The organism is Sulfurimonas sp. C5, from assembly GCF_029872055.1.
Classification (GTDB): Bacteria; Campylobacterota; Campylobacteria; order Campylobacterales; family Sulfurimonadaceae; genus Sulfurimonas.
Genome location: NZ_JARXNQ010000006.1, coordinates 44144 through 59485 on the forward strand (window position 1 = coordinate 44144; position 15342 = coordinate 59485).

The following is a 15342-nucleotide window of genomic DNA, read 5'->3' on the forward strand; positions in this document are numbered from 1 at the left end:
GCGTAAGATATGGAATTACTTCCATATCTGTATAAAAAGATGAGGGATTCCCTTCATTTTATGAAATAAAATTAAGGAAGTATATTATGGCATTAACAGAAGAACAAAAAGAACTGAAAAAAGAGTTAGCAGGTTACAAAAGAAAAGTTGTAGAACTTGCAGGTGAGATCCACGACATAGTTGAAGATACAATCTGGACAGACTATGCAAGACTCATGACACTTAGCCAAGATGTCCAAAACGCTATGAAAGTAGTTGAAGATTTCAAAGCTGAGCATACCTTTTTACAATAACAAATACTATGGAACCGGTACAAGATAAAATCATTTGCGAATGCGGTGATAAAACTGTTGCCCAAGCAGAGAATATTTTACGCGCTACTGATCTTCCATATAAAAAAGCGAAAAAACTTGTTACCGGATGTAATAAGACATGTTGTAGACGTCCATTGATGGCACTTTTTAACATGATCCAATTCGGAGAAGTTGACTATGAGGAGATAGGATTTCTCATAGAACAAAAAAATGCGGTATAGGTGTTAAGATGGAGACAATTTTAAACGATTTTGCAAGATGGATGAAAAGTCACGGTTTTAGCTCTAAGATACCTGCGGATTTAGAAAAACTCAAAACTCTTACTATGCTTGATCTTTCAAAGTGTAAGATTCGCGAGCTTCCTGAGAGTATAGGTTTTTTACCAAATCTTATGGTCTTAAAACTTTCAAACAATCGTCTTGAAAAACTTCCAAACAGCATCGGAAATCTCAAACAACTAAAAAACTTACAGTGTGAAAACAATCTGCTGAGTTCTCTGCCTGAGTCTATAGGCGGACTTGAAGAGCTGATGATTTTAAATCTTAACGGCAACAGATTGACAAAACTTCCAAAGAGTTTTTCAAAACTGACAACTATAACACGTTTAACAATGGCTGCTAACGCTTTAGAATCAATCCCTGCAGATATGAAAAATTTAAAAAAGCTGCTCTACTTCTCGCTTGATACAAACAAGCTTCAAGAACTGCCGGAGATCTTTGCACAGATGCGTTCTCTTTACTATCTCGATCTCTCTTACAATGACTTTACGCATCTGCCTAAGTCTTTAGGTGAGATTGACGAGTTGGAGACACTTTTGCTAGAGGGAAACAATATTCAAGACCTTCCATCACTTGAAGCTCATGATATGCTTATTAAACTCAATCTCAACGATAATGACCTAACAAAAATTGACTTTGACATAAGTGCATTAGAAGATCTTCAAATCCTTACACTGGATAATAACAATTTGGAATATCTTCCTGACAATGTTTGTAAACTGAAAAAACTGAATCATCTAAGTGTCAGTGCAAATCAGTTGAAAAAACTTCCGGAATGTATTGGAGAGTTAGAAAATCTATTGGAGTTGGATATTGAAGAAAATCAGCTTCATGAGTACCCGGCCTCATTTAATAAACTGACAAAGTTAAAAAATCTCTATATTCTAGAGAATGATCTAGAACGTCCAAATCTGCCGAACCTGGAGTTCTGCGATTTAGACTAATATTATAGTTTCTAAGCTGCAAACACAAAGAAGTTTGCATTTGCTAACTAACAGCTTACTACATCCCACACAAGGTTTTTATACGCCTTCATGATAGGTTTTTCCATATCTTTCATCATAGTTACACGCAACTCACCGATCATATCTTTGTATATAGGATCAGCTTTGATCGGATCCTTGGCACGAGCTAAGTCTATAATAGAGTGTACACTCAAATTAAACGGTGTATTTACTTTATCTTTAATACCGTCATATACAGACATAAAAAGATTGTAATTGTCATAATCCATTTGACACTCATCATCTAAAATTTTAAGTGCTAAAATCGTAGCGTAATGGATCTCTTGTTCTGTGAAATTATACGTTTTTGCCCATTCGTATGCAGTTGATTGATCGTCCATTAGTTGGCCTCCTTCTTTTCTTCATAACGAAGTTTAATCTCTTCATCACCGTCGATGAAAGCTTTAGTAATAGTACACCCTTCAACATTCTCTTTTGCAGGAAGTTCATATTGAAGAGGAAGCATGATTTTCTCAATAATTCCACGAAGACCTCTGGCACCTACACCTTTATCATCAGCTTCGTGTGCGATAGCTTCTAGTGCGTCTTCACTAAAATCAAGCTCAATACCGTCAAGTTCAAATAGAGCCTGATACTGTTTAATGATTGCATTCTTAGGCTCTTTAAGTACACGGATAAGGTCTTCAATTGTAAGAGGATTCAGTGTTGCAATTACAGGAATACGTCCAATAAACTCAGGGATCAGACCAAAGTTGATTAAGTCTTTTGATTCTATCTCTTTTTGTACAGTCTCTTCATCGCTAGATTTTAAAAATCCCATCTTTTTCGCTTTGAATTTTTTTCTACGCTCATCATCTCCGACTAGGCCGACAAATGCACCACCACAAATGAAAAGTACATGAGTAGTATCAAACAGAATCGTTTCTGCCGAAGAGCTTTTACGGCTTCCTTTTACTGGTACGTAAACTTCTCCACCTTCTAGGATTTTTAAAAGTCCCTGTTGTACACCCTCACCAGATACATCACGTCCGCTTGTCGCACTTTCACTTTTATTTGCAATTTTGTCAATCTCATCAATATAGATGATCCCTTTTTGCGCACGTTCAATATCATAATCAGCAGATGCCAAAAGACGAGAAAGTATAGACTCAACATCCTCACCGACATATCCTGCTTCAGTCAGAGCAGTAGCATCAGCTACCGCAAAAGGTACATCCATAATTTTTGCTAAGGATTTTGCCAAAAGTGTTTTACCGCTTCCCGTTGGACCGACAAGTAAAATATTACTTTTTTCGATCTCTACGTTTTTAAAAGTCGGTTTGTCTATACGTTTATAGTGAGAATATAGAGCAACTGCAAGCACTTTTTTAGCATCTTCTTGCCCAATTACATAATTGTCGAGATGCTCTTTGATCTGTGTAGGAATGCTTAGTCCCTTGCGAAACTCTGCTCTCTCTTTTTTGAGATGTTCTTTTCCTATAATATCTGAACAAGTATCTATACACTCATTACAAATATGTGCACCTTCAGCACTAAAAATTCTCTCTACTTCTTTGATCCCTTTACCACAAAAGCTACAAACTAAATCACTCATGCTAGAGCCTTTAAAAAGTTGTCACAGTCTTGATTTACAACTTGTAAATTATGTGTGCTAACAAATTTGTTCTCTTTTTTTGTAAGTTCCTCTTTTGGAAGTACCACAAGTCCTTCATTGAGTCCCAATGTTGTTTCATGAGCAACCATTCTAAAAGTATCGCGTGAAAAATCAACACCTAGGAACAGGTATGATTTGTCTTTTTTGTACTCTTTTAAAAACGGTGGTAATGCATATCCGCCCATAGCTTCAGTAAGCCAGTCCACGAAATCCGCATCTGAAATGATAAAGTTCATTTGTGGTTTCATACATCCCATAGGCTTAAATAAAATCGGTAGAGAATCATTCAGTTCACTTTTATCAACAACCGTATACTCTTTTGTTTCCGGATCGTATTTATAAATGATAAATCTATCATAGTCAGCCGTAATACGTGAAACTCCAGTAATCATAAAGTGTTCTACATCTTCGTACACTTTACATCCGCTGTCATCTACATTTGTATCGATCATATATTTTGGTTGGATTGTTTTTAAAAATTCATAAGTGAAAGGAAGGTCGTATTCTTTTGAAGCGTAAATGTGGTTTGTCATCTGAACGATAAATTCTCGTCCTTTTCTTTGCTCCAAACTCATTGCCGCTCTAGAGTACTCATACATAAGTCTTGGACTCATAGCACGCCCGTTATTAAGTGCTAGTATCATACTGTCACTGTCATACGGCAACACTGAGCCATCTTTGGCTTTCGTGTTTGCAAACACTCCCATCCCGATAAAAGGGACAAGCTCTCCATTTTGTAGTCTTTCTATTACATTATCCATGACATCCTACTCCGGTGTAGCTAGTATAGGCTTTGTTTAACTCTACTCTCAATCTATCCAAGTCAAGTTCTTTTTCCAAATTACTCGGCATCTCAAGATAAAAAACAGCACCGTCTTTACTTATTAAAAATAAAGACTTCGTTAACTCGCCTTCTAAACTTCCACTTACAAGTTTTGTACCGTACATAGATCCGAACTCTTCTTCAGCGTCAAAAACTAGTTCAAATTTTTTCAGTCTGTTTTTTAAAACTACTTGACTTTCATCCTCTTTGGCAAAGATTAAATAACAATGAATAGGCACTTGAATATGATCCATTAATTCATCTATTTTTAAAATTTCATTAACAAAGCTTTCTGAAGTAGAGGGAAAAGAGATCAAAAGAGTCATCGATTTATCCGGATGGCTTCTTCTGATCTCTTTGGACTCCCCTTTGAGATCAGAAACTTCAATGTTCTCAGCCATATAGCCGATATCAATAAAATCTTCACACAGTTCTAAACTTTCATCTTTGTAAAGTATATTAGAGTCCATATTTTTTCACCTTATATCCAATTTGTCTTTGTGTAATTCCTAAACTTTTTGCCGCTTCAGCCTGATTACCGTCACTTTTTTCAAGTGCACGTATAACTGCATCTTTTTCAAGATCTTCTAAAGTCATGTTTTGATCAAGCACTTCGTGAGCATGTTTTTCATTTTCTATTAAGTACTCATTTTTCAGTGCCGGAAGCAGTAATGTCATATCACTTGCTGTAATTCCGTCTTCATTCCCCATAAGTACAATACGCTCAATAGTATTTTCAAGTTCACGGACATTTCCCGGCCAAGGATAAGACATAAGTTTATCCATCGCTTCATCCGTAATTTTTACTATTTTTTTATGGTTTTTCATAGAACGTTCTAAGAAAAAGTTTACCAATAACTTAATATCCTCACCACGTTCACGAAGTGGTGGCAGATCAATTGGAATTACATTTAAACGGTAGTAAAGATCCTCTCTAAACTCACCATCTTTTACCATCTGCTCTAGATCCCTGTTTGTTGCAGCGACCAGACGAACGTTTACGCGAATAGTTTTACTTCCGCCAACACGCTCAAACTCTCTCTCTTGTAAAACACGTAAAAGTTTTACCTGAGCAGAGGCAGAAATATCTCCTATCTCGTCTAGGAAAAGTGTCCCGCCGTCCGCAAGTTCAAAACGACCTTTACGTGTCTCTTTTGCGTCGGTAAAAGCACCTTTTTCATGCCCAAAAAGTTCACTTTCTAAAAGAGTGTCTGTAATTGCCGCACAATTGAGCTTAATAAACGGTTCTTCATTTCTTTTTGAACGTTTATGAATTGCAGCAGCGACTAACTCTTTACCCGTTCCTGTTTCACCACGAACTAAAACAGTTACATCACTTTGTGCAATTCTCTCAATCACTTGATAAACAGTTTGCATTTTAGGGCTTTCACCTATAATGTCACCAAAATTGTGTACCTTTGAATCCCATTCCATTTTATAATAAAGTTTTAACTCCTTAAGCCTTTCCTTCTCTTTCTCCACAAAATCATTCGAGCTGATATATTGTGCAAATAAAGAACTAATAATTGTGAGTATTCTCACCGTCTCTTCAAAATCAATTTGTGTGTCTTTTGTTAGGTTAGCCCCAATTACTCCGACAACATCTTTACCTGCAATCATAGGTACTGCAATATATGAAATCGTATGATTTGTTTTATTACCAGATTTATTGAGAAATAAAATATCGTTATGGATATTCTCAATAACTACAGGCTCCATACTTTTTGCTGCAAGACCCGTAGCACCCTCTCCTAGTTTATACTCAGAGTTTACTTTTTGAAATTTGCTAAAACCTAAAGATGCAAAAACATTTAAAGTCTCATCCTCTAGTTTATAGATTACACAATTTTCCAATTGCAGAGAGTTTTTCAATGCTTGTAAACTTTTCTCTAAAGATTTTTGAATATCTCTTGAATCAGATATTAATGCCGCAATATCATATAAAACCAACAGCTCTTTATGAGTTAAACAATGATCGCAAGTTATCATAATTATTTCTTCTTTTTATTTTTTATATAAATTATATAACTATTTGAATATTTTTTATGATGTTTTATGTATAACTTTTAATCAGTCAGCCAGCTTCTTGCAGACTTCCTCTTTTGGCAGGTTTTTAGGACCTGGTTGAATCCACCAAGTTTCACCATTACTAAGCTCTACTTCTCCACCCCATTTTTCATCAGTGTTAAACTCTAAAGACTCTATAGTTTCTTCCATATCTTTTTTTGCAATGTAGAAAAAAATCTCTCCATCATTTTCTCTTAACATAACTTTTGCCATTTTTTATCCTTTAATTAAATTTCGTATCCATTTGATGAGCCCTTTGTCTTCATAACGCACATCAAAAAACCCTTTTTTAGGTTCGCTCACCAAGATAGATTTTTGTAAAGTAATATCATCTTTTTTATAGTCATCTCTGTGATGAGCACCCCGACTCTCTTTTCTAAACATAGCCGATAAAACAACTGCTTCTGCAACCTCCAAGGCATTTCTAAGTTCTAAAATTGAAATAAGTTCAACATTATTTGCCCTGCCTTTATCGATACAATGTAGTGTGATAGCTTCTTTACGAAGATATTTTAAATAATCAAACAATTTTTGTAGCCCATCTTCATCTCTATGAATACCTGCATATTTAAACATTGCTTCACCCATGGATACTCTCATGGCATTAAAATTCTTTGAACTGTCCATATCGAAGATCCAATCTATAAGTTTTTGATCTTTTATTACCAAATTGTAGTCTATCGGCAAGAAGTCTCTGTTTTGTGAGCAAGCAAGTGCATTTTTACCTGCTAATTCACCGAAAACAGCACCTTCAAGTAAAGAATTTCCTCCTAAACGATTGGCTCCGTGAATACCTTCAGCTGCACATTCACCACATACAAACAGTCCTTTTATAGAAGTTTTAGTCATATTGGATTCTATACCGCCCATCGAATAGTGAGCAACGGGACGGATCTCTAAAGGCTCTTGTGTTACATCTATTCCTGCTTGGTTATATGCAGCTTTGTACAGACTTGGCAGTCTTGTCTCAATTAACTCTTTTGGCAGATGACGCAGATCTATGTACACTTTGTGTCCGGCTTCAATTTGTCTTGATATTGCTGAACTCACAACGTTACGTCGTTCAAGTTCATTCACAAAACGTTCACCTTTTTCATTGATCAGATATCCACCTTCACCGCGTGCCGCTTCACTTACCAAATAAGATGTTTTATGCAGACCTGTCGGATGAAATTGAACAAATTCCATATCTTTTAAATTGAGTCCGGCTCTTAGAGCAAGTGCCAACATATCACCTGCATAATCTTGCGCATTTGTCGTATGCCCTCTATAGATCCCTGCGTATCCCCCACCAGCTAAAACAACCGATTTTGCAGGGTAAACCATTAAAGAGGAATCTGATCTTCTTAATGCTACGACACCGCTGACACGATTGTTCAGGTGTGTTAAGTTCATAACAAAATTATTTACTAGAAACGTCACTCCCACACTTTTGGCTTTTTTTATCAGTGCCTGTGTTATTGCAGCACCAGTTTTATCACCTACAAAACAAGTTCTTTGCGTCCTGCCGCCTCCAAAACTTCTTTGTGCAATCTTGCCGTTTTCATCTTTGTCAAATGCAACACCGAAATCAACCAGTTTCTCGATTATATGAGGTGCACGTTCACACATATATGTAATCGCTTTTCTTTTTTCAATCCCAAAACATGCACGCATTGTATCGACTACGTGAAAGCGAATTCCATCTTTATCATTCGGATCTAAAACGGCATTAATACCACCACTTGCGATGGAAGAATTTGATTTAAACAGATTCCCTTTTGTTATTAGAGCTACTTTGTTGTTGTTTGTTTTTGCTTCAATAGCCGCCATAAGTCCGGCTACACCGCCGCCTACTACAATTACATCATATAACATGCTTATAACCTGTAGAGTAGATCATATTTTGTACGAGGAACTGCTCTTACTTTTGAAATCTCACAATTTTCTCTAATATTTACAGGTACTTTCGAACCAAACAGGGAAGTAACGATTCCCGGAGTTGAACGAACAAACTGAAGTGCAAGCTGAATATCATTTTTTAAAGTCATAGAATTGTCTAACACTACACCTGTCTCGGCAGAAAATGACTTTTTAAACAGATTCATCTGTAATAGTGAAGATGAACTGATAACTCCAATACCTAAATTATGTGCTGCATTTATCACCGAACAAGCTACACCGTCTACTTTTTGTGTCTCTGCCGTATAGGCAGTTGTTTTTCCCATATTAAACGGTAGTTGGATATACTTAAATCTGTGTCCCATGCCACCGACTTTAATAGCACACTCGACAAGTTTTTCCAAACTAATTAGCTCACTTGAATTTTCCGATGTAAATCCGTTCCAAACGGCTACACCGTAACTTTGAATAAGTCCGAGATCAGCAAGTTTTTCAAAACGTTCAAATACTTTTTCTATCTGTTTGTAAAAAGCTTTATGCCCTAAACGAAGTAACTGCATTTCAGGATTATGAAGGTAATAAATATCAAGAGAGTCTACACCTAAATTTTTTAGACTTTTTCTACAACTAGCTTCAAGATAATCAGGTGTTATGCAGTGTTGGTCTAGTTCTATATCGTCTTTTGTTGCAAGACCAGCCTCAATAATGTTTTCTGCAATCCAAGTATAAGGATTTTCAGGAAAAGGATATTCAAGCTCTATAAAACCGCCTTTTGAAGCTATTATCAACTCTTCACGTTTTACTTCACCCTCTGCAATAAGTTCTGCCAAGGCTTCACCTATCTCTTTTTCACTTTGGCCATAACGGTAGTTACTTGCAGTATCAATAACATTGATCCCTTGTCTTATTGCTTCTTTAACAGCCTCAATATAGTGAAAAACATAATTTTCCTCTTTATAAGGTTCTTTTACAAAAGTCCCCAAACCCAGTTTTGAAAAAATCAGATTATTGTGTTTAATATAAAAATCTTTGTATTGAGAAAATTTTTTGGCAAAATTATATGTATCTTCCAGTGTAGCGTGACTCATTAGTTACTCTTTGTCTTTGCAGCTACTCTTTGAACATATAATCCAATTCCCACAGCGTAAGTCAGCATAGTTAATCCTAAAATTATATATTCCATAAGAGATTCCTCATAATTTTTACATTATCTATTCAAAAAGTGTTCCTTTGAGAAATATCTAGAAAAAATTTATTTTGCCAACATGACATCTGTAGCTTTAATTATCGCACTCACAGCATCTCCGCAGTGCAACTCTAAAGTCCTTGTCGATATTTTTGTAATCACCGAAACAATTTTGTCACTAGCCCCTATTTCGATTTCTATTTCTGCCGTCACTGTGCCTTCATTGATATTACTTATAGTGCCTTGGAATTTATTTCTAGCACTGATATTCAGAGTTATATCTGTTGTAATAAGCGTAGAACTTGATTTAAAAAATGCAAGTACTTTATCACCTATTTGCAGATTCAAGTCTTCAACTGCAGTGTTTGTAATAACACTTACCAGGGTATAGCCGCTTTTTAGTTTTATATACACAGACGAATTTATCATCCCCTTATCTAGATATTCCACAATACCGTGTAATTGATTTCTGGCACTCAGTTTCATATTAAGCCTTTTTATTTTCTTTATATCTTTTTTGATACAATGGTGGATTAAAAAAAAACTAGAGAGAAACCTCTCTAGTTTTGGAGAATAAATGAATTTTTTTAACTATCTTACACAGTCGAAGAAGTAGTCAGTTTTTGCGATATCTTTTGTTTCTTCATCTAGTTGGTCAAGAACAGCGTTCGTAATCCAAGTAAGTAAGTTTAACGCACCTTTGTAACCACTCATAGAGTATCTATGTAGGTGGTGTCTATCAAAGATAGGGAATCCGATTCTGATTAACGGAGTTCCTGTATCACGGTAAAGTTCTTTACCATATACGTTACCGATCATGAAGTCAACCGGCTCAGTGAATAGTAATGAACGTAAGTGCCATAAGTCTTTACCTGGCCAAATTTGACAATCTTCAGCCCATTGAGATTTAGCAATGATAGCTTTCATATCATCTTCCCAACCTTTTCTTGGCGCATTATGGCAAAGAACGTGAGTTGGAATACCACCCATCTCAACGATGAAAGATACAAGACCTAATAAGAAGTCAGGATCTCCATAGATTGCGAATTTTTTACCGTGCATATACGGATAAGAATCTTGCATAGCATCAACAAGTTGACCACGTTGTGCTTTTAATTCTTCTGGTACTTCTTTACCAGTAAGTTCAGCTAGTTTCATAACAAACGCATCAGTTCCAGCTAAACCGATTGGATTACAAGTTTCATAACCTTGTTTCCATTTATTTTTAATAGTCTTAGCAGTTTGCACTGTAGAATATTTTTGTAAAGAGATAGTCGATTCTGCATTGATAGCAGTTTTAACGATATCTAATGGAGTACCACCAGCATATAGTGAATATGAACCAGCACCTGTATTCCATTGAGCTTCATGATCACCGATCATGTGAATTTTGTCAGAGAACATTTTAGAGATCTCTTTTACCTCTGCTAAAGAACCTAAGTATGGTTCAAAACCAGGGATGATGTTGATACGACCCTCTTCAACAACTTTTTCGCTTCTTTCTGGGTTAAGTTGCTCTAAAGTTGATTTCATCATGTTATCGTAACCAGTAATATGGCTACCAACAAATGATGGAGTGTGAGCATATGTGATAGGTAAATCATCTAATTCACCCTCAGCATCTTCTCTAGCACCTGTAATGAAAGCATTTAAGTCATCACCGATAACTTCAGCCATACAAGTAGTAGAAACAGAGATATGCTCTGGTTTATACATAGCGTTACAGTTACGTAAACCGTCTTTCATATTTGCAAGACCACCGAATACCGCTGCAGATTCACTCATAGAGTCAGATACACATGGTGTTGGCTCTTTGAAGTGACGTGTAAAGTATGAACGGAAGTAAGCAACACAACCGTGTGAACCATGAACGTATGGCATAGTGTTTTCTATACCAAGACCAACCATGATAGCACCAAGTGGTTGACAAGCTTTCGCAGGGTTTACAGTGATAGCCTCACGAGCAAGGTTTTTCTCACGGTATTCCCAAGTTTTAGTCCACTCAGCAACTTCTTCAACTTTAGCAGGGTTTACAGCACCCATAGCACCTTCGAATTGTTTTTTATTTTTAAGTACTTCTTGGTACTCCGGTTTTAAAAATAATTTTTGACCGTTAACAATGTTTTCTACGTCTTGCATCTTAAGCTCCTACTTCTTCTTTTTCCCATGGAGCTTTAGTATGGTTCCAAACTGGAGAGTTCATAGCTAAATCCATATCTTTTGCAAATACTGCGAATGCGTCATACCCGTGGTAAGGACCAGAATAATCCCAAGAGTGCATTTGTCTAAATGGAAGACCCATTTTTTGGAATACATATTTCTCTTTAACACCAGCAGCTACTAAATCCGGTTTTAATTTTTTAACGAATTTTTCAAGTTCATACTCGTTAACATCATCATAGATAAGAGTAGATCTTGCAATATCTTCTTTAGTACGTTTATAGTCATCACCGTGAGCGAACTCATAACCAGTACCGATAACTTCCATACCAAGATCTTCGTAAGCACCGATAACGTGACGAGGACGTAAACCACCAACGTATAACATTACTTGTTTACCCTCTAATTTCGGTTTAAATTTTGCGATAACCGCATCAGTCATAGCTGTATATTTAGCGATAACTTCTTCTGCTTTTTTCTGAATAGACTCATCAAAGAAAGCAGCAATTTTTCTTAAAGACTCAGTCGTTTTAGTTGGTCCGAAGAAGTTATATTCCATCCAAGGAATACCGAATTCTTGTTCCATGTGACGTGAGATATAGTTCATTGAACGGTAGCAGTGAAGTAAGTTTAACTTCGCTTTTGGAGCTACAGCTAATTCTTTATATGAAGCATCACCTGACCATTGTGCAATAACACGAAGACCGATCTCTTCAAGTAAGATACGAGTTGCCCAAGCATCTCCACCGATATTGTAATCCCCGATAATAGATACATCATAATCAGTAGATTCGAAATCAGCTCTTGCAGCAGCATCTGGCATAACTTCATCACGGATCATATCGTTTGCGATGTGGTGACCAAGTGATTGAGATACACCACGGAAACCTTCACAAGATACGGCAACAGTTGGTTTAGAACTCTCTTTTTTATGTACTTTTGCAACTGCAGAAATATCATCCCCGATAAGACCGATTGGACACTCTGATTGAATTGAGATACCGTTGTTTAACGGGAATAATTCATCAATCTCTTCAAGAGCTTTTTTCAGTTTTTTATCTCCACCGAATACGATGTCTTTTTCTGTAAAGTCTGTTGTAAAGTTCATTGTAACGAAAGTATCAACACCTGTAGTACCGATGTAGTAGTTACGACGACCAGCACGAGAATATTGACCACAACCAACTGGACCGTGAGAGATATGGATCATATCTTTAATTGGACCCCAAACAACCCCTTTAGAACCTGCATAAGCACAACCACGTTGAGACATTACACCTGGAACAGTTTGTTTGTTTGATCTTGTTTTATCACAAGCACCTTTAACACCTTCTGGTGCATCTACACCTAAGTGTTTTGCTCTGTTTTTAGCCGCTTTGGCAGGATAAACTTCTAAAACCTCTGCGATAGCTTCTTGTTGTAAAGCTTCTAATGTTTCTGGACCCATTCTTTCCTCCTTAAGGGTATTAAAGCAGCTGACTAAGCTACTTTAATTCTGTATAGATTCATATCATCTAATTTTTTACAAAGATCTTTTGTTGCGTCACCGTCAACAGATTTTGAAATTTCAGAAATTTGGTATTTATTTGTGTAATACATCATTTTGAAACCATCTTTATCTGCAACTTCTGCATTATTGTAGTAATCTACAAGAGCTTTATGAGCAAAAGTACCCTCTGCTACAGTGATCTCTTCTAATAAAGCACCCTCACGAGTTTCACTTGTAAGAACAACAGATTTACCTGCTGCATCTAAACCTTCTTCTACTTTTGCAATAACTTTGTCAAAACTAACATCATTTCCTTCACTTGCTGGGAAGTGGTAACCACATACGAACATTTCTCTCTCCTGTTTATGTATAATATATTGTGAAATTTTAAAAACTAAGTATAGGCTGTTGGTCGAAGCTTACGCTTCTTTTTGACCAACTGCACCTTCTTCTACTTCTTCGTCTAAACCGAATTCCATTAATAGGTTTTCAAGGTCATCCATCTCTAATGGAGTTGGGATAACTTTAAGATCGTTTTCGATGATTTTACGAGCTAACTCTTTGTACTCCATCGCTTGATCAGAGTTTGGTGAGAATTCAACAACAGTCATACGACGTAACTCAGCACGTTGAACGTGGTTAGAACGTGGTACGAAGTGAATCATTTGAGTACCGATTTGAGTTGCTAAGTTTTTAGCAAGGTCATACTCACGGTCAGTCATACGAGCATTACATACAAGACCTGCAAGACGAACACCACCAGTATTAGCGTATTTTAAAATACCTTTAGAGATGTTGTTAGCTGCATACATAGCCATCATTTCACCTGACATTACGATGTAAATTTCTTGAGCTTTACCTTCACGAATTGGCATAGCGAATCCACCACAAACAACGTCACCAAGTACGTCGTAAGAAACGAAATCTAAATCATCATCGTAAGCACCTTCTTCCTCAAGGAAGTTAATCGCTGTAATAACACCACGACCTGCACAACCAACACCTGGCTCTGGACCACCAGACTCTGTACACATAATGAAACCTTCAGTGATTTCTGTGTTATCTGGGTGGAATTCATCCGCACCCGGTTTACATACATCTTCTAACTCTAGATCTTCAACAGTTCCTGCTTCAGAAGCTAGTTGCATAATTGTAGATTGTGCTTTCTCGTGTAAGATAAGACGAGTTGAATCCGCTTTCGGGTCACAACCAACAATAAGAATTTTTTTACCATAGTAATGACACATAGCCGCCAATGTATTTTGAGAAGTAGTTGACTTCCCGATTCCACCTTTTCCGTAAAATGCAATTTGTCTTAATTCAGACATATCGTCTCCTTTAATGCGTTTAATTTAAGTTCGAAATTACTATTACACATAGCGTTCCCTAGAGAAGATATTTTTTAAAAAAATTTACAAATTTGTCTATAAAGCCCTGTTTTAAGGGTTTTTAAAATAAAAAAGGAGTTTTTTTGTCTTATTTTAATTTAAGAATAGAAGAAAAAAATTATTAACAAAAAAGGAAAAAATGAAGCTACAAAATCGTTTTTTGTAACCAAAAGTGGACAAATAATGTAAACCTGTACAACAAAATTGTTAAGTGCTATCTCTTTTTGTATAGTTTCTATTTTATGTAGCTGCTTTCTTTATGCTATACATAGATTGTATAATTTATACAATCATATAAGAGGAGAATATTGTGAGTGTCATAGATGTTTTACAACAACGAAAATCTGTCAGGGCATATTTGGACAAAGAAGTTCCAAAGAATACAATCATAAATATTTTAGAAGCTGCAAAGATGTCACCTTCAGGTGTTAATATGCAACCGTTTGATGTTTGTGTAGTTTCCGGAAATAAAAAAACAACTCTTGAAAACAAAATGTTAGAACTCTTTGATAAGGGTAAAAAAGAAAAGATGGATTATCAGTACTATCCACAAGAATGGATAGAACCTTATAAAAGCAGACGTAAAGCTACTGGGCTTCTAATGTACCAAACTTTAGGAATAAACAAAGAAGACAAGATAAAACAGCTACAACAATGGAGAAAAAACTACCAAGCTTTCGGTGCTCCTGTTGTTCTTTATTTCTTTATTGATCCAATTTTAGAAAAAGGTTCATACTTAGACTATGGTATGTTTTTACAATCAATAATGTTAACAGCAACAGAACTGGGTTTAGGGTGTTGCCCAATGGCTTCATTAGCAGAGTATCCATCCATTGTCAAAAATGAACTTAACATTGCAAAAGAGAAAATATTATTGTGCGGTATAGCTTTGGGATATGAGGATACTAATGCACCCATCAACAGTTATAAAACTGATAGAGTAGCATTAGAAGAGTTTACAAAATTTTATGACTAAAACAGTTAGTCCTCTTTTACTTCACTTTTTGTGAGTACTTCATCAATCATACCGTATTTTTTTGATTCTTCGGCACTCATGAAGTTATCACGATCAGTATCTTTTTCGATCGTTGCAAGTTTTTGACCTGTATTTGCAGCCAAAATCTCGTTGAGTTCTTG

The 15342-nt window shown here is 36.2% G+C and carries 18 protein-coding genes; 4 read left to right on the forward strand and 14 right to left on the reverse strand.

Annotation, left to right across the window (positions count from 1 at the left end; genetic code table 11):
- Positions 1-86 precede the first annotated feature (86 nt).
- Genes P6N22_RS09610 through P6N22_RS09620 form a run of 3 tightly spaced genes read left to right on the forward strand, consistent with a single transcriptional unit; the run spans position 87 to position 1536 of the window.
- Positions 87-293: a CCE_0567 family metalloprotein gene (locus P6N22_RS09610; RefSeq protein WP_280332438.1), complete on the forward strand. Its 207-nt coding sequence runs from the start codon at positions 87-89 to the stop codon at positions 291-293.
- An 8-nt stretch (positions 294-301) separates the two neighbouring features.
- Positions 302-535 (forward strand): hypothetical protein, encoded by a 234-nt coding sequence (locus tag P6N22_RS09615; protein ID WP_280332440.1) that lies wholly within the window; start codon positions 302-304, stop codon positions 533-535.
- 8 nt (positions 536-543) lie between these two features.
- Complete coding sequence (locus P6N22_RS09620) at positions 544-1536, forward strand: hypothetical protein (protein ID WP_280332442.1); 993 nt, start codon at positions 544-546, stop codon at positions 1534-1536.
- A 47-nt stretch (positions 1537-1583) separates the two neighbouring features.
- Here P6N22_RS09620 and P6N22_RS09625 read toward each other — a convergent pair whose 3' ends face one another.
- From P6N22_RS09625 to nifH, 13 genes are all read right to left on the reverse strand, one after another.
- On the reverse strand, positions 1584-1937 hold the full coding sequence (locus P6N22_RS09625; RefSeq protein WP_280332443.1) for a hypothetical protein: 354 nt from the start codon (positions 1935-1937) through the stop codon (positions 1584-1586).
- Entirely contained in the window at positions 1937-3151 is a 1215-nt protein-coding gene (gene clpX, locus P6N22_RS09630; RefSeq protein WP_280332445.1) for an ATP-dependent Clp protease ATP-binding subunit ClpX, read from the reverse strand. Before clpX ends, P6N22_RS09625 begins: the two co-directional genes overlap by 1 nt.
- The gene (locus P6N22_RS09635) at positions 3148-3972 is read right to left on the reverse strand and encodes an SIR2 family protein (RefSeq protein WP_280332447.1); all 825 of its coding nucleotides are present in this window, start codon (positions 3970-3972) and stop codon (positions 3148-3150) included. The genes clpX and P6N22_RS09635 overlap by 4 nt, the downstream gene beginning before the upstream one ends.
- Positions 3965-4504 (reverse strand): hypothetical protein, encoded by a 540-nt coding sequence (locus P6N22_RS09640; RefSeq protein WP_280332449.1) that lies wholly within the window; start codon positions 4502-4504, stop codon positions 3965-3967. The genes P6N22_RS09635 and P6N22_RS09640 overlap by 8 nt, the downstream gene beginning before the upstream one ends.
- Entirely contained in the window at positions 4494-6023 is a 1530-nt protein-coding gene (locus tag P6N22_RS09645) for a sigma 54-interacting transcriptional regulator (RefSeq protein WP_280332450.1), read from the reverse strand. The genes P6N22_RS09640 and P6N22_RS09645 overlap by 11 nt, the downstream gene beginning before the upstream one ends.
- An 81-nt stretch (positions 6024-6104) precedes the next feature.
- Complete coding sequence (nifT, locus tag P6N22_RS09650) at positions 6105-6314, reverse strand: putative nitrogen fixation protein NifT (RefSeq protein WP_280332452.1); 210 nt, start codon at positions 6312-6314, stop codon at positions 6105-6107.
- A 3-nt stretch (positions 6315-6317) separates the two neighbouring features.
- A complete protein-coding gene (locus tag P6N22_RS09655) occupies positions 6318-7958 on the reverse strand; it encodes an FAD-dependent oxidoreductase (RefSeq protein ID WP_280332454.1) in 1641 nt (546 codons plus the stop codon).
- Positions 7959-7960: 2 nt separating this feature from the next.
- Positions 7961-9070, reverse strand: coding sequence for an aldo/keto reductase (locus P6N22_RS09660; protein ID WP_280332456.1), 1110 nt, complete (start codon positions 9068-9070; stop codon positions 7961-7963).
- A 164-nt stretch (positions 9071-9234) separates the two neighbouring features.
- Positions 9235-9654, reverse strand: a complete 420-nt coding sequence (locus P6N22_RS09665) for a TOBE domain-containing protein (RefSeq protein ID WP_280332458.1) — start codon at positions 9652-9654, stop codon at positions 9235-9237.
- A 105-nt stretch (positions 9655-9759) separates the two neighbouring features.
- The gene (gene nifK / locus P6N22_RS09670) at positions 9760-11307 is read right to left on the reverse strand and encodes a nitrogenase molybdenum-iron protein subunit beta (RefSeq protein WP_280332460.1); all 1548 of its coding nucleotides are present in this window, start codon (positions 11305-11307) and stop codon (positions 9760-9762) included.
- A gap of 1 nt (position 11308) precedes the next feature.
- Positions 11309-12775, reverse strand: a complete 1467-nt coding sequence (gene nifD / locus P6N22_RS09675) for a nitrogenase molybdenum-iron protein alpha chain (protein WP_280332462.1) — start codon at positions 12773-12775, stop codon at positions 11309-11311.
- 32 nt (positions 12776-12807) lie between these two features.
- On the reverse strand, positions 12808-13167 hold the full coding sequence (locus P6N22_RS09680) for a hypothetical protein (protein ID WP_280332464.1): 360 nt from the start codon (positions 13165-13167) through the stop codon (positions 12808-12810).
- A gap of 69 nt (positions 13168-13236) precedes the next feature.
- Positions 13237-14145: a nitrogenase iron protein gene (gene nifH / locus P6N22_RS09685; protein WP_280332466.1), complete on the reverse strand. Its 909-nt coding sequence runs from the start codon at positions 14143-14145 to the stop codon at positions 13237-13239.
- Between the two features lie 370 nt (positions 14146-14515).
- On the opposite strand from nifH, the gene P6N22_RS09690 reads away from it, so the two are divergent.
- Complete coding sequence (locus P6N22_RS09690; protein WP_280332468.1) at positions 14516-15181, forward strand: nitroreductase; 666 nt, start codon at positions 14516-14518, stop codon at positions 15179-15181.
- Between the two features lie 5 nt (positions 15182-15186).
- Here the strand turns inward: P6N22_RS09690 and P6N22_RS09695 are convergent.
- Positions 15187-15342, reverse strand: a 156-nt coding sequence (locus P6N22_RS09695; protein WP_280332470.1) for an ATP-dependent Clp protease proteolytic subunit, incomplete at its 5' end; no start/stop codon positions are given.